General features: G+C 66.2%; 14 protein-coding genes. 9 read left to right on the top strand and 5 right to left on the bottom strand.

The features are described from left to right. Window positions 1–17: 17 nt before the first annotated feature. From proP to CA833_RS22255, 3 genes are all read right to left on the bottom strand, one after another. Window positions 18–1,517, bottom strand: a complete 1,500-nt coding sequence (proP, locus tag CA833_RS22265; protein WP_207080213.1) for a glycine betaine/L-proline transporter ProP — start codon at window positions 1,515–1,517, stop codon at window positions 18–20. 466 nt (window positions 1,518–1,983) lie between these two features. Further along, entirely contained in the window at window positions 1,984–3,006 is a 1,023-nt protein-coding gene (locus CA833_RS22260) for a FecR family protein (RefSeq protein WP_207080212.1), read from the bottom strand. Further along, the gene (locus CA833_RS22255; protein ID WP_207080211.1) at window positions 3,003–3,539 is read right to left on the bottom strand and encodes an RNA polymerase sigma factor; all 537 of its coding nucleotides are present in this window, start codon (window positions 3,537–3,539) and stop codon (window positions 3,003–3,005) included. The genes CA833_RS22260 and CA833_RS22255 overlap by 4 nt, the downstream gene beginning before the upstream one ends. A 220-nt stretch (window positions 3,540–3,759) precedes the next feature. Here CA833_RS22255 and CA833_RS22250 point away from each other — a divergent pair, with 220 nt between their 5' ends. Beyond that, entirely contained in the window at window positions 3,760–4,035 is a 276-nt protein-coding gene (locus CA833_RS22250) for a hypothetical protein (RefSeq protein WP_207080210.1), read from the top strand. A gap of 68 nt (window positions 4,036–4,103) precedes the next feature. Here the strand turns inward: CA833_RS22250 and CA833_RS22245 are convergent, their stop codons facing one another. Then, entirely contained in the window at window positions 4,104–7,178 is a 3,075-nt protein-coding gene (locus CA833_RS22245) for a TonB-dependent receptor (protein WP_207080209.1), read from the bottom strand. Window positions 7,179–7,262: 84 nt separating this feature from the next. Continuing rightward, window positions 7,263–7,943: a DsbA family oxidoreductase gene (locus CA833_RS22240; RefSeq protein ID WP_207080208.1), complete on the bottom strand. Its 681-nt coding sequence runs from the start codon at window positions 7,941–7,943 to the stop codon at window positions 7,263–7,265. 21 nt (window positions 7,944–7,964) lie between these two features. On the opposite strand from CA833_RS22240, the gene CA833_RS22235 reads away from it, so the two are divergent. The 8 genes from CA833_RS22235 (at window position 7,965) to CA833_RS22200 (ending at window position 18,250) form a co-directional block, all read left to right on the top strand. Continuing rightward, window positions 7,965–8,156, top strand: coding sequence for a hypothetical protein (locus CA833_RS22235; RefSeq protein WP_207080207.1), 192 nt, complete (start codon window positions 7,965–7,967; stop codon window positions 8,154–8,156). Between the two features lie 164 nt (window positions 8,157–8,320). After that, complete coding sequence (locus CA833_RS22230) at window positions 8,321–10,198, top strand: PAS domain S-box protein (protein ID WP_207080206.1); 1,878 nt, start codon at window positions 8,321–8,323, stop codon at window positions 10,196–10,198. An 82-nt stretch (window positions 10,199–10,280) separates the two neighbouring features. Then, a complete protein-coding gene (locus tag CA833_RS22225; RefSeq protein ID WP_207080205.1) occupies window positions 10,281–10,649 on the top strand; it encodes a response regulator transcription factor in 369 nt (122 codons plus the stop codon). Window positions 10,650–10,732: 83 nt separating this feature from the next. Then, window positions 10,733–11,374, top strand: a complete 642-nt coding sequence (locus CA833_RS22220; protein WP_207080204.1) for a response regulator transcription factor — start codon at window positions 10,733–10,735, stop codon at window positions 11,372–11,374. 343 nt (window positions 11,375–11,717) lie between these two features. Beyond that, window positions 11,718–13,433 carry a methyl-accepting chemotaxis protein gene (locus CA833_RS22215; protein ID WP_207080203.1) on the top strand — a complete coding sequence of 572 codons (1,716 nt, stop codon included), beginning with the start codon at window positions 11,718–11,720 and terminating at the stop codon, window positions 13,431–13,433. 101 nt (window positions 13,434–13,534) lie between these two features. Further along, on the top strand, window positions 13,535–14,140 hold the full coding sequence (locus CA833_RS22210) for an RNA polymerase sigma factor (protein ID WP_242526412.1): 606 nt from the start codon (window positions 13,535–13,537) through the stop codon (window positions 14,138–14,140). Continuing rightward, entirely contained in the window at window positions 14,137–15,144 is a 1,008-nt protein-coding gene (locus CA833_RS22205; protein WP_207080202.1) for a FecR family protein, read from the top strand. The genes CA833_RS22210 and CA833_RS22205 overlap by 4 nt, the downstream gene beginning before the upstream one ends. A gap of 58 nt (window positions 15,145–15,202) precedes the next feature. Continuing rightward, entirely contained in the window at window positions 15,203–18,250 is a 3,048-nt protein-coding gene (locus CA833_RS22200) for a TonB-dependent receptor (protein ID WP_207080201.1), read from the top strand. Window positions 18,251–18,308 lie beyond the last annotated feature (58 nt).

Here is an 18,308-nt window from a genome sequence, read left to right as displayed (position 1 = left end):
GCGCGACGCAGCGGGTCTCACGCGGCGCTGGCCGTCGGGACCGCCCCCGCATGGACCGCCGCGCCGCCCTCTCCCGGCAGTGCCCGGTCGACGGTAACCGGATCGTCCCCCTGCACGAGGGCCACGGCTTCCGCCTTGGTTTCCACGGCCGGCGGCGATCCGCGCAGCGGCATCCCGGCGGTCTCTTTCACCGTCAGCATGGTGCCAAGACCGATCGCCGCGGCGCCCATCAGGTAATAGGCCGGCATCAGCGGATCGCCGGTCCGCTCGACCAGCCAGGCGGTGATCAGCGGCGTCGTACCGCCGAACAGCGAGACCGAGACGTTGAACGCGATCGACAGCGCGCTGTAGCGCACGGGCGTATAGAACAGTGCCGGCAGCGTCGCCGGCATGGAACTGGTGAAGCAGACCAGCGCCAGGCCAAGCAGCATCAGGCCCAGGAAGATCAGCCAGTCGTTGCCCGTGCCGATCAGCAGCATGCAGGGGATCGACAGGACGATCAGCGCGGCGCAGGCGCCGATGATCATCGGACGGCGCCCGAGCCGGTCGCTGAAGAGGCCGCCCACCACGTTGAGCGGCATCATCACCGCCATCACCAGGATGATCAGCAGCAAGCCCTTGCTCTGCGCATAGCCCATGGTGACGCTGAGATAGTTGGGCATGTAGGTCAGCAGCATGTAGTCGGTGACGTTGAAGACGAGAACCAGCCCCATGCACTTGAGCAGCTGCGTCCGGTGTACGCGGAACAGGTCGCCCAGCTTCGGACGCCCTGCCTCGCGCTTGTCCACTTCGTCGGCATAGGCCTGGAACGCCGGCGTTTCCTCCAGCTTGAGCCGCATGTAGAGGCCCAGCAGGCCAAGCGGCCCCGCGATCAGGAACGGAATGCGCCAGCCCCACGCCAGCATGTCCGCGGGCGTGAGCGTCATCTGGAGAGCGGTGACCGTACCGGCGCCGGCGATGTATCCGCCAAGCGTGCCGAATTCCAGCCAGCTGCCCATCTGCCCCCGGCGGCGATCCGTCGAATATTCGGCGATGAACGTCGCCGCGCCGCCGTATTCGCCCCCGGTCGAGAAGCCTTGCAGCAAGCGTGCGGCCAGCAGCAGGAGGGGCGCCGCCATGCCGATCTGCGCGTAGGGCGGAATAAGGCCGATGGCAAACGTGCCCGCCGCCATCAGGATCATCGTCAGCGCCAGGATCTTGTGGCGACCGTAACGGTCCCCCAGCGGTCCGAACACCAGCCCCCCCAATGGGCGGACAAGGAAGGCGGCCGTGAACGTCGCCAGAGTGGCGATCAACTGTGCAGTCGGGCTGCCGGAAGGGAAAAACACCTGCCCCAGCGTGATCGCAATGTAGCCGTAAACGCCGAAATCGAACCACTCCATCGCATTGCCAAGCGCAGCGGCGCCGACGGCACGGTTGAGAGTGGATCGGTCGACGACGGTGATGTCGGCGATGTGCAATTCGCTGCTACGTTTGAACCAGCCGAATTTGGCGCTGTGCGCCGGTCTGTCGGACATGTTTTTCTCCGTTCCCGCCGAAAGCGGGCGCGAAAGGACGCACCCGGCACATGGCGGATGTGGCCGATGTTCGACCATGATCTGAAGCGACGCCGGGAAGCGGCATCTAGCGGGTCCGGGCGCCTCTAGACGGGTAATCGCATGCATGGGGACGTTGATGGACGAGCCGTGCGGCAGCCGGGGCAGGACGATCCCGCCCTTCATCGCGAAGCGGCGGGCGCTCCGGCATGCCACTTCGTCCCACTGCCCTGCACGGCATGTTCGAGGCGGCGAAAGTGGCATGCCGGGTTCGGGGCTTTCAGCTCGGCCTTAGAGCCTGTTTGGAAATTCGCGAAACGCGAATTTTGCGGCACCGGCCCGCTCCCCCACCCTACCACCCGCAGGATACTACCAATGGGTGGTAGGGTGGGGGAGCGGGCCGGTGCCGCCTAAAAAATGCCCTTAAAGGCATTTTTCAAACGGGCTCTTACCGGCCCCGATAGCCGATCTCTATCCTGTCCGCCTTCACGCGAGACACCCGCACGGGCAGAAATTGCGCGATCGTGCGGGCAAACCGCAAGGGATCGTCGAGCCGGAACTGGCCGGTGATGCGCAAGGCCCCCGCGCGCGGATCGACGATCACCAGTTGGACGACATTGAGCGCATTGAACCGCTTGACCGCTTCCGACAGCGCCACATCCTCGAACTCGGCCAGCCCGCCGTGCGCGGCGGAAGCACCGGCGGTGCCGATATCCGAGACGGTGTCCAGCATTCCGGTGCGGGCGACGAGCTGTTTGCCGGGAACCAGCATCGTCGGCGGATTGCCATTGCCCGCGACCTGCACGGAACCTTCGAACAGTGCCACGCGCAGTTCGTCACCGGCAATTCCGATCTCGAACCGGGTGCCGAAATCGACAACCGACCAGCGCCCGGCCATGACCTTGAAACGGTGCCGCGCATCGTGCGTCACCGAAAAGCGCGCCTGCCCCCGATCGAGAAACACCCGCCGTTCGCCCCCGGCAAAGGCCACGCGCGCCGCGCTGCCCCTGGCTAGCGTCATCTGCGTACCGTCCGCCAGGGCGAACGTCCTGCTCGCTTCGGGCGCGGTGTAGCGCTGGCCGCTTTCTTCCCCGGCCAGCATGTCCGGTCCGGCCGGCGCCCAGTCGCTCCGCCCGAAGAACAGGACCGCGCCCGCGACCAGCCCCAGCACCAGACAGGCGGCAAGTGCATGTTTCCATAGCCCGCCCGCGCTCCGCACACCGTCCTGCGGGCCTGCGGCCAATGCCTCGCGCCGGAGTTCGGCGAACAGCGGATCGTCGGCGTCCTCGAACAGCGACCAGGCCGAACCGAGCCGCTCCCATGCCGCCGCATTGGCCGCATCGGCAGCCAGCCATTCATCGAACAGGCCTGCCTCGACCGGACTCCCGGTGTCGCGCTGCACCTGCCACAGCGCGGCCGCCTCACCGGGCGAAAGCCGCGCCAGTTCGGCCCTGGTGATCCTGACCGTCATGGCCGCTCTCCAAACCCGGCAAGCCGCTCGGCCGCCCGCACCATATGCTTTTCGACGGCGCTGACCGAAAGGTCGAGCTGCCTGGCGATCTCCTTGTAGGACATGTGCTCCAGCCTGCGCAGCACGAAGACCATGCGCGTTCGTTCCGGCATCTGCGCGACCAGCGCCATCAGTGCCCGCAGTTCTTCGCGCCCGGCAACAATCCGTTCGGGGCCGATCTCGGTCGGGGCGGACCTGGTCGGATCGAACTCGACATGGGCGTCATGATGGCGAACGGCGCGCCGCCGGTTACGGTCGACCAGGACACTGGCCGCCACCTGGAACGCATAGCTGCGCAGGTTTTCGATATCCCCCGGCTGCACACGCCCAAGGACCCGCACGAAGACATCCTGCACGAGGTCGGGAATGTCCTCCGTCTCCTTCACCCGCCACCGAAAGAAGCGCTGGAGGCCGGTCCGCAGTTCCTGAACCTGGGCCGGGGTCAGACCTTCCTTTCCGGACGGGATGTCAGACGGAATCTCATCATCGGCCATGACGCGCGTTTGCGCCATCTCAAGCTCGAAATCCAGCCCTGCCCGGCACATGCGCGATTACGTCCATCCATAGAATTTCAGGGGCTTGCGGAACAAGGGACGCACCCGGACCGGCGATCCACATCGCCAGGCGCAATTATTTTCGTCCTGCCGTGCGGATTTGCGTTTTGTCTGCGTCCCTTCTTGTCGATGTCGAGATTTCATCCCTGGAGAGCAGAACGTGCCTGAACCGGCTGGACCTACTGGCGAGACGCACGGGCAAGCCTGCGTTCTCGACCCGCCCCTGCCATGCGAGGACACGGCGGACCTGATAACCCGCCTGCGCGGGCCGGTGACGAGCCTCGTGTTCATCGCCGGCGCGTGCAAGCGCTGGGTCGATCGCCAGGAACCGGACATCGAAGAGGTGCGCAGCCTGCTCAGGCTGCTGGATAGCTGCGGCAGCAGTATTGCGCAGATCATCCACTCGGCAGAACAGGAAAGCCGGGAGACCGCTTGAAAATGCGCGAAAGGCGAATTTCCAAACGCTCTCTCGGACCTCGACGCAGGCATCCATGTGCCGACGCACTATATCCCCATGGCGACCGTCAGTTCGAACCGGCGGCGCAGCGGATTGGCGTAATAGCTGTAACTTCCCTCGGCGGTGACGACGGTGGCAGGCTTGTGGTCGAAAAGGTCGAGCACGCCGAGACGCACGTCCATGAAACGCGGCCGCGAAGCATGGCCCTGCAGTTCCACCCGGTACGCCAGCGCAAGGTCGAAAATCGCTTGCGCGGCGATCCATTCCCGCCCCTGGGCAGCCAGGACTGAGGCTTTCAGGGAAGGCGCCGCGTCCGAGGGAATGGGGCGATAGCGGCCATAGAACTGTCCGTTGAAGGACAAGCTCATCGGCCCGTCCGTCCAGTCGATACCCCCATTGCCGCGCCACTCCAGCGCGCCATCGGCATAGTCCACATAGTTTACGGTTGGACTTCCCGCCGTGAGCAACCGGGTAAATCGCGGCTGCCAGGTCACGTTGGCGCGCAAGGTGAAGTCACCCAGCGCCGCCGTGCGGACAGGATAGCGCGCGCGCGCATCGACGGCATCGATGATCGTCCAGCCGAGATCGAGAAACGACGTGTCGATACGGGTGATGACGCCGCCCGTATAGCCGCGCGCCGCATCTTCGGCCGTCAGCGGCAGACGCGTCACCCGGCCGGGATAGTCCTCCTCGTGGTACAGGAAATAGCCGGCATTGCCGATGAAGCGCCCGTCCACTTCACGGCTGCGGCGCAAGTGCGTGTAGTCGATGCTGAAGGAGGGGCCGTCCTGGCGGAACGGCGTGAACACCGCGCCCGCGGACAGGGCCCGTGCCCTTTCCGGCGTGATCTTGCCGCCTGAGAACATCACCAGATCGTAAGGTGCCTGGATGACCGTGTTGCCCCGCCTGGGATCCGGACCGTTCCCGCCGATGACATAAGCACCGGTCAGTTCATGGATCGGCGGGGTCTGTTCGCCGGTGGCGATGCTGGCGCGCAGGAGGACGCCGGGAACCACGACGCCCCTGGCACCGAAAGTATAAGTCATCGCGGCCCGGCCGGCCTTGTCGAAAGCATCGGCCGCGCCGGTCCGGTCCTGGAGATAACCCGGTTGCAGCCTGACCTGCGTGGCATCCCGCCGTACCGCCAGTTGCAGTTCCAGCCCCCGGCCTTGCCCTGCGCGGCTCATGTTGCCCAGGATCGGCGCGCGCAGTTCGAGATAGGCCGAGCGGATGCGTTCGGAATAGCCCGGAACCGTGTCGCCGTTCGGGATGCCGTAGGGCGAAATCAGTTCGTCATAGCGGCTCTGCGCGACCTTTTCCTTGCGCTGTTCCAGCAGGATCGTCGCAGTGATCGGCCCCGCCCCGAAGTCGGCCAGCGGTCCGGCGAACCGCGCGGCGCCATCGGTCATCCGGTTGACCTGCCTGAAACGATAGCCTGCGGGGACCGCGTAAGCGCCCATGGCAGCCCCGAAATCCGCCGCATCCGCGAAGGGGTCTATCGCGGGATAACCGGCCAGCGGAATGCCGTACAAGGCATAAAGCGCGTTCAATCCGTATGTCGTGCCGCTGAAGGCCGTCCGCTGGCGGACCGAACCCACGCTATAGTCGATGTTGGATCGCCAGCCTTCGGGAAGTTCGACGATCGCGCCCGCACTCAGGCGGGTGGTCAATGTCCGCGTACCGCCGCTGGTGCCGATACCCGGCACTGCGCGAACGACCTCTATGTCCTGATCGAAAGGATTGCGGGGATCGCCCGCACTCAACTGCTGGTAGATCCCGCCTTGTGCGTACTCGATCCGCCCGCGATTGCCGAGCCGGACAAGATCGACGTAAGCCTCAAGCCCGGGAGCGAATGTGTGCCGCACGTTGAACAGCACCATGCTGGAGCGCTGCCCGGCGACCAGACTGCTCTCCCGGCCGCTCCTGCCATCCGGCAGGGACAGGTCGAGACGGCCGGCATGGGCGTTCAAGGCGGCGCCGACGCCGCCGGCCGAACGGGCATCCCGCGGCGACAGGTAGGTGATGTTGCTGCCGAGCGACTGGCCGCCGTAAGCCTCTTTCAGGATCAGCGCGCGCCCATCCAGACTGGCGACATTGGCCGAGTTCGACAACGGCAACTCGCTCCAGGAATAGGGCACGCCGCTCGCGTAGCGCAGCTTGCGCTCGTTCTCGGCGAAGCCGCGATCCCCGTTCGTCAGTCCATCGCCCCTCGCGCCGCTGTAGGTTATCTGGACATCGGTGGCGCCATCGTCCGGCGTGAAGCCCAGCCGCGCATCGACGCGCCGGTACAGGCCATCCCCGCGCGACGTCAGCCCGCTGGTCGCGGCAACCTCCGCCCCGCGATAGTCGCGGCGCAGGACCAGATTGACCACGCCGCCGATGGCGCCGGGACCATAGATGCCGCCCGCCGTGGACGTCAGGACTTCGGCGCGCTCGATCGCCTCGGGCGACAGCGCGTTCACGTCCGGCTGGCCGAGAACAAAACCCTGCCCCGGCACTCGCGGCATCGGCCGTCCGTCGACCAGAACCAGCGTGTCCTCGCCTCCAAGCCCGCGCAAGTTGAAATTGGAACGCAGCGCCCCGGCCGACGATAGGGGCTGCTGCGCCAGCGTAAGCCCCAGGGCGTCCTGCGAGGAATACTTGCCCAGCAGTTCTTCCAGCGTTCGGGTGTGACTGGAGCGCACCAGTTCCCGCGTCAGCACCTGATAGGGCTGCACATCGTTCGAACGGCGCTGGATGTCGGTATTCTGCGTCCGCTTGCCGACGACCAGAATGTCCGGGACGGGAGGCGGTGCCGGAGGCCCGGCGATCTCGGCTGGCGCGATGACAAAACCCGCCTCGACCGATCCCTTCAGTTCCAGCCCCGATCCGGCCAGCAGCGCCTGCAGGGCCTGCTCGGCGGTGAAGTCCCCCGAGATTGCCGGGGCATCGCGCCGTGCCACGACATCGTTCGAAAACAGCAGTTCGATCCCGTAGCGCCGCGCCACGTCCTGGAGCGCCGCCTTGAGCGGCTGCACGCGCACGCTGACGCGCTGCGTCGTCGCCGTCCGGGCAAGCGAGGGAGAAGACACAAGGGGCGCCAGCACGAACGAAGCGGTGAGGACGGTAGCGAGATGGCGCATCACCGCGCCTATCCCACATTTCGCACGTGCAACAAAGTGGCTACGACCCTGCGAGACCCCCGCAATACCCCGATTTAGCAGAGCTCATGCGACGCTGGATTTGTCGGGCATTTCCGCCACGATCGCACGCAGCGCCCGTTCAAAAGCTTCCGGGGGCTGGCCGCCGCTGATCAGGTACTTGTCATTGACGATGACCGCGGGAACACTGCTGATACCCCGCGAGCGCCAAAGCTCTTGCGCGCTGCGCACCTCCTCGGCGAATTCGGTGCCGTCAAGGATGTGCGCCGCGCGTCCGGAGTCCAGACCGGCATCCTTGACGGCGGCCAGCAGGACATCGCGATCCGAAACGTTCGATCCATGCGTGAAGTAGGCCTCGAACAGCGCCAGCTTGAGCGCCAGTTCAAGCGGCTCGCGGCCGCCTTCCAGCCCCGCCCAATACAACAGCCGGTGCGCATCGAAGGTATTGTAGATCCGGCTGTCCGCCGACATGGCAATGGTGAAGCCCACGTCATCGGCGCGTTCCCGGATCATCGCCCGGGTCGCGGCCGACTGCTCCGGGGTCGAGCCGTATTTTCGGGCGATATGCTCCCCGATATTCTCGCCTTCGGGCACCATCTGCGGGTTCAGTTCAAAGGGCTGGAAATGGATCTGCGCCGCGACTTCGCCCTCGAGCCGCGTCAGGGCCGCCTGCAATCCCTTGAGGCCGATCACGCACCACGGGCACACCACGTCCGAGACAAAATCGATTTTCAGGTCTTGTGCCACGCCGTCATTCCTTCAACTTGAATGTCCGCCACCTCGGGCAGATGCCCCGCTCACATAGGAACACGGCACGCCCCCGAGGAGGGGCTGCGTGAAATTCCGCTGGATAGCGCCAGCCTGCTGGAAGCCTGGATCGGCGAGACCGAACGCGGTTCCGGGTTCCTCTACCAGGCAGCCGCCCGGCCGCACGGCGGGCTTCCCCCAACCAGCGTATAGTTACGGCGGGTTCTCCGCTCTGGCATAGGGTTGCACCATGACGTTATGAGAGCCTGTTCGGAACGTGCCCGCCCGCGCATTTCAAGGGCGGCACCCGCCCTGCGGCCTTGCCGGACGTAGCGATGGATCGAACGGGAGGGTATTGTGCCGGGATCACAACGAAATTGAAGGGTAAACCACTCTTTCGATCGGACCGATCGATCGGCCTGACCGCACTGGTCTCCGCACTGGTCGTGCTGTCGCTCGACATCGCCAGCCCCCTTCAGGGCGCGGTGGCCGTGCTCTACACCTCGACGGTGCTCATTGCCTCATGGTCGAACCGTCCGGCGGCGACACTTCTGGCGGGCGCTTCGTGCAGCCTGCTGGCGATGCTCGGCTTCTGGTACAGCCATTGGGACGAGCCCTTCGGCTCGCCCGCCATGCGGCTCGGCGTCGCTCTCTTTGCGATCGGCATGATCACGATGCTTTCGATCCGGCATCGCTCCGCGCGCGATACGCTGTCCGAACAGGCCAGGATGCTGGAACTGACCCACGATACCGTCGTGGTGCGCGGGATGGACGACACCATCCGCTACTGGAACGAAGGCGCCGAACGGCTCTACGGCTGGACCCGCGCGGAAGCGCTTGGGCAATCGGCACAGGACCTGCTGCAAACCCGCACGTCTCAAAATCCGATGGGCCAAAATCCCATGGACGCCGTCAACGCGGCGGGCAGATGGTCGGGCGAGATCAGCCGCCTGCGCAAGGACGGCACGCGCATCGTCCTCGAAAGCCGCTGGCTGGCGCGGCGCGATCACCTTGGCCGCGCCACCGGCATTTTCGAGACCAGCGCGGACGTCACCCACCAACGCGCGGAAGCCGTCGCCCGCCGCCGGTCCGAAGAACGCTACCACACCATATTCCACGCCGCCGGCCTGCCGATGATGGAAATCGACCTGTCCGCCGCCAAGACGTCGATGGAGCAGGCCGAAACCCTCGACCTCGACGGGATCAACCGTGTCGCGGCCCGTTCCCTCGTCAGGGATGCCAACGCAGCGGCAATCCAGCTTTTCGGCGTTTCCGCGCCGGACAAGCTGATCGGTCATTCCCTCCTGCGATTTCATACCCCGGCCGCGGAGCGATCGCTCGGCCGCCTGCTCGGCGCGCTGGCAGCCGGTCAGCGCGACATCGAGGAAGAGGCGCAATTCCTCACCGAAACCGGCGCCATCGTCGATGTCGTCCTGCGCCTCACGGTGCTGGAGGAGGACAACAACTGGAGCCGCCTGCTGATGCTGGCGATCGACGTGACCGAGCGCTACCGCATGCAGCGGCGCCTCGCGCAGGCACAAAGCGAACTGACCGAAGTCAACCGCGCCACGACGCTGGGGCAGGTCGCGGCATTCATCGCGCACGAGATCAACCAGCCGCTGACCGCGATCTCGGCCTTTGCCAGTTCCGGCAAGCGCTGGCTGGCCCGCGAAGCGCCGGACGCGGCCGAGGTGGCCGACTGCCTCGAGAAGATCGCGCTCAGCGGCGCCCGCGCGGCCGACGTGGTCGCCCGCGTCCGCCGCCTCTTCCGCAAGGGCGAGGCCGAGCAGAGCGAACTCGATCTGGCCTCGCTCATCCGCGAAACCGCATCCCTGCTCGACCGCGAACTGCGCGAGAGTGCGGTTACCCTGCATCTCGACCTTCCGCCCGACCTGCCCCCGGTGACGGGCGACCGGATCCTGTTGCAGCAAGTGCTGGTGAACCTCATCCTCAACGCCGGCAAGGCCATGACGATGGTCGCGGACGGCCCTCGCGACCTGCGGATCGACGCCTTCCGGACCGCGGACAGCATCGCCGTCGACGTCGCCGACAGCGGCACCGGCATTCTCAGCGACCCGCAGACCATCTTCGAACCCTTCTTCAGCAGCCGCGAGGACGGCATGGGCATCGGCCTGTCCATCAGCCGGTCCATCGTCGAGCAGCACGGCGGTGCCATCTCGGCCGCCAACCGGGAGGAAGGAGGCGCGCGTTTCCGCTTTTCCATACCGATCACACCAGCCCATGAACCTGCCTGAGCCCCATGAAGATGCCCTCCCCCCCCTTTTTCCGGACAATGCCCTTGCGTCCGAGCCCTTCCCTCGAGATCGGGAGCGCATCGTGCCGGTTCCCCGCCTGATCGCCATCGTCGACGACGATCCGCTGGTTCGCGAATCCATCGACAGCCTCGTGCGCTCCGAAGGGCTGGCGACGGCGATGTTCGCAGGCGGCCGCCAATTGCTGGCATTCGAGCGGAGCGATGAAGTCGGCTGCGTGGTCACCGATCTCAACATGCCGGGCATGACCGGGCTGGAACTGCAAAGGAGGATCGCTCGGCAGGGCTGGCAGGTGCCGATCATCTTCATGACCGCGTTCCCCACCCCGGAAGCCGAGGCGCAGGCCCTGGCGGCCGGCGCGATGATGTTCCTGACCAAACCGGTCGATCCCGATGAACTGCTGGATGCGATCGCCAGGGCCATCGCCCCATGAGCCTTGCCTTCCCTTTCGAAATACGGGAGATCCCCCGTGACCGGGACAGCACGCAAAAGCACCCTCTCTACGGAGTCCATGGCATGAACGCGTGCAGTAGCGCGGCCGATACCGAAGCCGGCCTTGTGATCATTCTCGACGATGACCAACTGGTTCGCGAAGCCATCGACAGCCTGCTGCGGTCGGTCGGCCTGAAGACCCTGTGCTTCGGCACCGCGCAGGACGTGCTCGACGCCGCGCTTCCCGATGTCACCAGCTGCCTCGTCGTCGATGTCCGCATGCCGCAGATCGGCGGCTTCGAATTCAAATCCCGGCTGGTCGAGCGCGGCGACGACATTCCGGTCATATTCGTCACCGGCTATGGCGACATCCCGATGAGCGTGATGGCCATGAAGTCCGGCGCCGTCGACTTCCTGCCCAAGCCCTATCGCGATCAGGATCTGCTCGACGCCGTGACCACCGCCCTGAACCGGGACCGCGAACGCCGCTCGGACCGGCTCGATGCGCAGGCCGGCCAGCAGCTTTACGACCGCCTGACCCCGCGTGAAAAGGAAGTGATGGCCGGGGTTTGCCGGGGCCTGCTCAATAAGCAGGTGGCGGGCGAACTCGGCATCTCGGAGATCACCGTCAAGCTGCATCGATCCAGCCTGATGAAGAAGCTGGGTGCGAAAACGTTTGCGCAGCTCATCCGGATCCACGATTTCCTGGCCCGCCAGAAGGCGTGATTGATGGGTTCCCGAGCCTATTGCCCGGCGCCTGCCCTGGGATGAGGCCGGCCCGGACCGGCGGCGCGCAGACGGGAAAAATTACATAGCGGCAACAAGGCCGGGGCCGGGACGGCGGCTCATCCCGGAAAAGTATACCAATACAGCGGGATAATGCCCGGATACCGGCAACAACACCGCCCTTGCCGGGCCAGACCACCGTGCCCGGAGCGCGCGCAAAAGTCGGAATTTGCTGTGTTTGCGGACCATACCACCCATCGGCCGCCTATAACGTTTGCATAGCCTCCCCCGGCCCCACCGTCAGCGGCCTCGTCCAGCCCGCTGCCTCTGGATATGCACAACCATGACCTCCTTGCGCACCTTCCTTGCCCGACAGCACCTGTCTACCAAAGTCACGCTGATGACCGTCAGCGCGCTGGCCCTGCTGGCCGGCACCCTGTTCATCAGCACCCGCGTGATGCTGATGAGCTCGGCCCGTGAACAGGGCGCGACCCAGCTCGACACCAACATGCGCGTCGCCTGGAGCGTGCTGGAAACGCAGGGCAAGGGCTACAGCCTGCGCGACGGCGTGCTGCACGTCGGCAATACCCGCCTCGACGGCGACGATGCCGCGGTCGACCGGATCAAGGCGCTGGTCGGCGGCAATGCCACGATCTTCAGCGGCGCCACCCGCGTTGCCACCAACATCAAGAAGGACGACGGCACCCGCGCGGTCGGCACGCCGCTCGATCCCGGCCCGGCGCGCGACGCCGTGCTTGGCAAGGGCCAGCCCTACCGGGGCGAGACCCGTATCCTCAACAAGCCCTATTTCGCCGCCTACGACCCGATCCGCGACGACAGCGGCAAAGTGATCGGCATTCTCTACGTCGGCGTGCCCAAGGACAGCTTCTATGCGCACGTGACCCGGCTCGGCTGGCAGATCCTGATCATCGCGCTGGTGCTCACCGCGCTTTGCGCCGCGGTCTGCATGCGCGCGGCGAGGCGCCTGTTCCAGCCGCTGCAGTCGGCCACCGAGACGATGGCCAGCCTCTCGCAAGGCCATAACCATATCGAGATCGCCGATACCGCGCGCCCCGACGAGATCGGCGACATCGCCCGCGCCCTGCTGGTGTTCCGCGATGCGGCGATCACCAAGGAAGAGGCCGACCGCCAGCAGCGCGACGTCGTCGAGACCCTCGCCGCGCGGCTCGAACAGCTCTCCTCGGGCGATCTCACCGCCGCGATCGAACGCGCCTTCCCCGGTTCCTACGAGGAACTGCGCCTCAACTACAACTCGGCGCTGTCGGGCCTGCGCGAACTGATCGGCGCGACCACCGCCAGCACCCATGCGATCCGCGGCGGCTCTTCCGAAATCGCCCAGGCCTCCGAAGACCTTGCCCGCCGCACCGAAGCCAACGCGGCCAACCTCGAACAGAGCTCGGCCGCACTGGTCGAGATCGACCAGCGCCTGCGCACCGGCACCGCTTCGGCCACGGCCACCGTCGCCCGCGCCGACCAGGCCATGACCACCGTCGACGAAGGCCGCACGATTGCCGCCCGCGCCGTCGACGCCATGCGCCAGGTGGCCGACAGCACCCGCGACATCGACAACGTGATCGAAGGGCTCGACAAGATCGCCTTCCAGACCCGCGTGCTGGCAATGAACGCGGCGGTCGAGGCCGGGCAGGCCGGCGATGCCGGACGCGGCTTCGCGGTTGTCGCCGATCTCGTCTCGGCGCTGGCGATCCGTTCGGAGGAAGAGGCCCGCAGCGCCCGCGAGCAGCTCACCCTCACCCGCACCGGCATCCTGACGGCCGTGGGCGCGGTGGAGCAGGTGGACGAGGCCTTCACCGGCATCGCCCAGGACATGGGACAGGTCCATGCCCTGCTCGGCGGCGTCGCCGGCGACAATGCCGCCGCCTCGGAAACGGTCAGCGAGATCACCACCGCCATCGGCGCGATGAACCTCGCCACCCAGCAGAACGCCGCGATGGTGGAACAGACCTCCGCCGCCGCGCGCAGCCTGACCTCCGAAGTCGACCGCCTGGCCGCCCAGGCAAGCACCTTCAAGGTCGCGTAAAAGCGCCCTTTCCCATCACCTCGAAAAATATTTGCGCATTCCCGGAAGGAAATCCTCGCCCCCGGTCTCTTACGTGGCACAACGGGAATTGAACCCGGCATGTGAGGGAGGGCGATACGCCAGGGGAGGCACAACAGGAACTCGCGCGCAGGCGCCGGATCGCTATCTGGACCGCGCGCGAGATCGTGCCCCACGAGGCGCGGGTCCGGCGCTGGCTGGCCCGTTCGCGCCTCTCGCCGGAGGATATCGACGAGGTGATGCAGGAAGCCTATTGCCGCATAGCGATGCTGCCCTCGGTCGAGCACATCGACCGGCCGCTCTCCTACATCTTCGCGATCGCCCGCAACCTCCTGCTGCGGCGCATGAAGCGCCAGCAGGTCGTGGTGCTGGAAGCCTTCAGCGAGATCGAGAACTGGTATGACGAGGATGCCCCCACCCCGGAGGAGCAGGCCGCCAGCCGGATGAGCTACGAGCGCGTGCTCGCCGTCATCGCCCGCCTGCCCGAACGCTGCCGCCGGGTGGTGGAACTGCGCAAGATCGAGGGCTGGTCGCAGAAGGAAATCGCCGCCCACCTCGGCATGACCGAGAAGGCGGTGGAAAAGCAGGTGTGGAACGGCGTGCGCACGATCCGTGCCGCCTTCGCCGCCTGCGAGGCCGAGAACGAACAGCGCCTCACGGATGGCCCGCGCCGGGAGGTCCGGCGATGACCGGCGCCGATGATCGCGCCGCCGCCTTTGTCGCGCGCATGGACGGCGCGGCATGGAGCGAGGCGGACGAGGCCGAACTGCAGGCTTGGCTGGCCGAGGATCCGCTGCGTCAGGGGCTGCTGCTGCAAGTGCAGGCGCAGTGGTATGCGCTGTCTGCCGCGCCCGCCGAAGAAACCGCTGCGCTCATGCAGGACAACGGGGAAGCGGCCCCCGCCAGGCCCGCCCGCTTCGCGCGGCGCGGGCTGCTGGGCGGGATCGCGGCTTCGGCAGCGCTCGTCATGACCGGCCTGCACTGGCGCGGCGGGCCGTCCGTCTACGCAACGAAACTCGGCGAGATCCGCCGCCTGCCGCTGCCTGACGGTTCGGTGATGACGATGAATTCGGGCAGCGAACTGGCGGTCACGATGGCCCCGCGCAGCCGCGAGATCGAACTTGCGCAAGGCGAGGCCTGGTTCGAAGTGGCCAAGGATGCCAGCCGCCCCTTCGTGGTGGCGGCGGGCGACGTCCGGGTGCGCGCGGTCGGCACCGCCTTTTCGGTGCGGCGCCGCGAAACCGGCGTGGAAGTGCTGGTCACCGAAGGCGTGGTCGAAACCTGGAGCACCGCGCCCGCGGGCGGGCCGGACCTGCACTTGCGCCTCGAGGCGGGCGACCGCGCGACGCTCAGCGCCCATGCGGTGATCGATTACGAAGCCGGCATTCCCACGTCGGTGGACCGCTCGCTGGCCTGGCGCGGCGGCATGATCGATCTCGACGGGCGCACGCTCTACGAAGCCGCGAACGAGTTCAACCGCTACAACCCCCGCCAGATCGTCATCGCCGACCCGCGCGTCGCGCGCGAGCAGTTCGACGGGCTGTTCCGCATCAACGACCCGGAAGGTTTTGCCGAGGCGGTGAAAGCCAGCCTTGGCGTGGCGCTGGACACCAGCAATCCCGAGGTCATCCGTATTTCGTTCGATAACGCCGAAGAAAATGCATTTTTCGGGAAGGATTTTTCGGCGGAGTGACTCTTGAATAGTACGGACTCGAAGAAGTCCGCAAAATCAATTTTTGGGGCGGATAATAATGTATAACAACAAGGTGCGTCACGCACTGTTCTCGACTGCGGCCATCGTCTGCGCCGTGGCCTCTCCGGTCCAGGCGGCAGCCCAGACCCGCGAATTCGCCATCGATGCCCAGAGCGCCGAGACGGCAATCACCCAGCTGGGTCGCCAGGGGGACATCCAGATCATCGCCGCGCGGCGGCTGACCCGCGACGTGCGCACCAATGCCGTGCGCGGCGAAATGAGCGTCGACCAGGCACTGGCGCGGCTGCTGGCGGGCACCGGACTGGCCGCGCGGCGCACCGGCCCGGCCTCCTATGCGATTGTCGGCAGCGCCAATGGCAATGGCCGCGCTCCCGCCAGTCCGGTCCGCGCGGCTGCTGTCACCGTTCCGGTCGCGCTGGCGGCCGCGCCCGCCGCTGCCCCACACCCGGTCGCGGCGGCCGAGCCTGCATCTGCCGATCCGCAAGCGCCGGTCACCAGTGAGGACATCATCGTCACCGGCTTTCGCGGCAGCCTGATCCGCGCGCAGGACGTCAAGCGCCAGTCGATCAACGTGGTCGAGAGCATCATGGCCGAGGACATGGCCAAGATGCCCGACCTCAACCTGTCGGAATCGATCCAGCGCCTGCCCGGCGTCACCATCTCGCGCGAGGGCGGCGAAGGGCGCAACATCACGCTGCGCGGCTTCTCGCCCGACTTCACCCGCACCACGCTCAACGGCATGGAAGTGCCCGCCAGCAGCGACGGCCTCGATTCCGGCGGCTTCACGCTCAACGCCGGCCGCGCCTTCGACTTCCACGTCTTTGCCTCCGAACTGTTCAACCGCATCGACGTGCAGAAGACCCAGCGCGCCTCGATCGAGGAAGGCGGCATCGCCGGCACCGTCGACCTCTATTCGGCCAAGCCCTTCGACCATCCCGGCTTCCACGTCGTCGCCTCGGGCCAGGGCGGCTACAATACCGTCTCGCGCAAGATCGACCCGCGCGCCACGGTCATGGTCTCGGACACCTTTGCCGACGACACCATCGGCGTGCTGTTCTCCGCCGCCTATTCCAAGCGCACCGTCTATCAGGAAGGCTTCTCCAGCGTCCGCTGGACCTCGCCCTTCGTCAACGGCGACAGCTGGGCCGATACCGACCCCGAGGTCACCGGCACCCCCGAGAACTGCGGCGCCGCCGACAGCCTCGACTGCCTCTGGGCGCCGCGCCTGCCGCGCGCCGACTTCTTCGGCAACGACCAGAAGCGCCTCGGCCTCTCGGGCTCGATCCAGGCGCGCCCGCTCGACGGGCTGAAACTGACGTTCGACGCGCTCTATTCGCAGCTCGACAACGACCGTTACAGCTACAACTCGATGGAGTGGCTGCTCACGCATGGCCCGGCGGGCAATTATGTCGGCCAGACCCCGCTTTCCTTCACCGTCGCGCCGGACGGCAAGCAGCTCGTCGCCGCCGCCTTCGACGATGTCACCTCATGGTACGAAAGCCGCCACCAGACCTCGACCTCGAAGTTCAGCCAGTTCGTGTTCTCCGGCGAATACGAGGCCAGCACGAACCTGACCTTCGACGGCATGATCGGCAAGGCGCGCGACAGCGCCGACCGCAGCGAACTGCGCTTCTACGCCCGCTCGGTGCCGCACTACTATGCCTATGACTATACCGGCAGCCGCGATGTGGCGTCGGTCGATTACGGCGACTACGATCCCAACGATCCCGAAAACTACATCAACGCGCTGACCGCGGCCAACCGGCTCAACAAGGTGGTGAAGGACAACTTCACCGCCAAGGCCAATGCCAGGTTCCAGCAGAGCCGCTTCACCGCGCTGGCGGGGCTTGCCTATAGCCGCCGCATGGTGCGCTATTCCGAAGCACAGGGCGCGTTGCCCAGCTTCGCGCCGCAGGACTACATGACCGCCTTCCCGATCAGCCACTTCGGCGACGGCGTGGTCTCGGGCGGGTTGCCGACCTTCGCGGTGATCGACTTCGATGCCATCGCTGGCTCGGGCATGTTCGACGACGGCTACACCGCCAATGTCGCTGCGGGGTGGAAAGTGGTCGAGAAGACCACCGGCGGCTACGGCGAAGTCATGGGCGACATGGACATCGGCACGATGATCCTGCGCCTCGACGCAGGCCTGCGCTATGTGCGCACCGACGTGGAATCGAGCGCGGTCATCGCCGGATCGCCGGTGGAGGTGAAACGCCACTACGACAACCTGCTGCCTTCGTTCAACGCCGCGCTCAACGTCACGCCGCAAGTGGTTGCCCGCTTTGCCTATGCCCGTTCGATGACGCGCCCGGGCCTCGCTTCGCTCAACATCGCCAGCCCGGTCTTCGAATATACCACCCGCACGGTCAGCAACCTCGGCAGTCCGGATCTAAAGCCCTACCTCTCGGACGACTTCGATCTCGGCCTCGAATGGTACTTCTCTAAGAGCGGTCTCTTTGCCGTGGGGCTGTTCCAGAAGAACATCATCCGCTCGCTCAAGACCTCGGTGGTCGAGCAGATGGTGCCGCAGGAATACTGGGCGGCGATCTACGCCGATCCGCGCTACGACGCCTCCTACAATGCCGATCCGGCCTCAGTGCCCTACACCTTCTACAAGGCGGTCAATTCGTCGGACGGCGACAAGGTGAAAGGCGTCGAGGTGACGCTCAACCTGCCCTTCACGTTCCTGCCGGGGATCTTCTCCAACTTCGGCATCGCGTCGAACTACACCCATGTCGAAGCGCACGATTCCACCGGGCTTTCGCCCAATTCGTACAACTTCACGGGCTATTTCGACACCGGCAAGATGGGCCTGCGCCTCTCGGTCAACAAGCGCGACGACTACCTGCTCAGCGAACCGGGCGGCAACGGCCACGTGCAGGAACGCAAGTACGGCCCGACCCAAGTCGACCTCTCGGCCTACTACAACCTGACCGAACGCCTCAGCTTCAACATCCAGGGCATCAACATCACCAACGAGCGCGAGCGAATCTACGGCACCGGCGACGGCACGCAGTACCTCGTGCGCGAGTTCTCCCGCACCGGCGCGCAGTGGTTCGTGGGCGCGCGCTACCAGTTCTGACGCGGCACCAGTTGCTCCCTGGGCCGCTGTCCTCCCCCGGACGGCGGCCCCCTTGTCT

It is taken from the genome of Novosphingobium sp. KA1 (assembly GCF_017309955.1).
Classification (GTDB): Bacteria; Pseudomonadota; Alphaproteobacteria; order Sphingomonadales; family Sphingomonadaceae; genus Novosphingobium.
This window is presented reverse-complemented; position numbering and strand designations above follow the sequence as displayed.

Bases quoted from the DNA above. Each gene is read 5' to 3' on its own strand.
- CA833_RS22260 (WP_207080212.1), bottom strand. From the start codon at position 3,006: ATGACGGTCAGGATCACCAGGGCCGAACTGGCGCGGCTTTCGCCCGGT.
- CA833_RS22245 (WP_207080209.1), bottom strand. From the start codon at position 7,178: ATGCGCCATCTCGCTACCGTCCTCACCGCTTCGTTCGTGCTGGCGCCC.
- proP (WP_207080213.1), bottom strand. From the start codon at position 1,517: ATGTCCGACAGACCGGCGCACAGCGCCAAATTCGGCTGGTTCAAACGT.
- CA833_RS22205 (WP_207080202.1), top strand. From the start codon at position 14,137: ATGACCGGCGCCGATGATCGCGCCGCCGCCTTTGTCGCGCGCATGGAC.
- CA833_RS22220 (WP_207080204.1), top strand. From the start codon at position 10,733: ATGAACGCGTGCAGTAGCGCGGCCGATACCGAAGCCGGCCTTGTGATC.
- CA833_RS22235 (WP_207080207.1), top strand. From the start codon at position 7,965: ATGTCCGCCACCTCGGGCAGATGCCCCGCTCACATAGGAACACGGCAC.
- CA833_RS22200 (WP_207080201.1), top strand. From the start codon at position 15,203: ATGTATAACAACAAGGTGCGTCACGCACTGTTCTCGACTGCGGCCATC.
- CA833_RS22255 (WP_207080211.1), bottom strand. From the start codon at position 3,539: ATGGCCGATGATGAGATTCCGTCTGACATCCCGTCCGGAAAGGAAGGT.
- CA833_RS22215 (WP_207080203.1), top strand. From the start codon at position 11,718: ATGACCTCCTTGCGCACCTTCCTTGCCCGACAGCACCTGTCTACCAAA.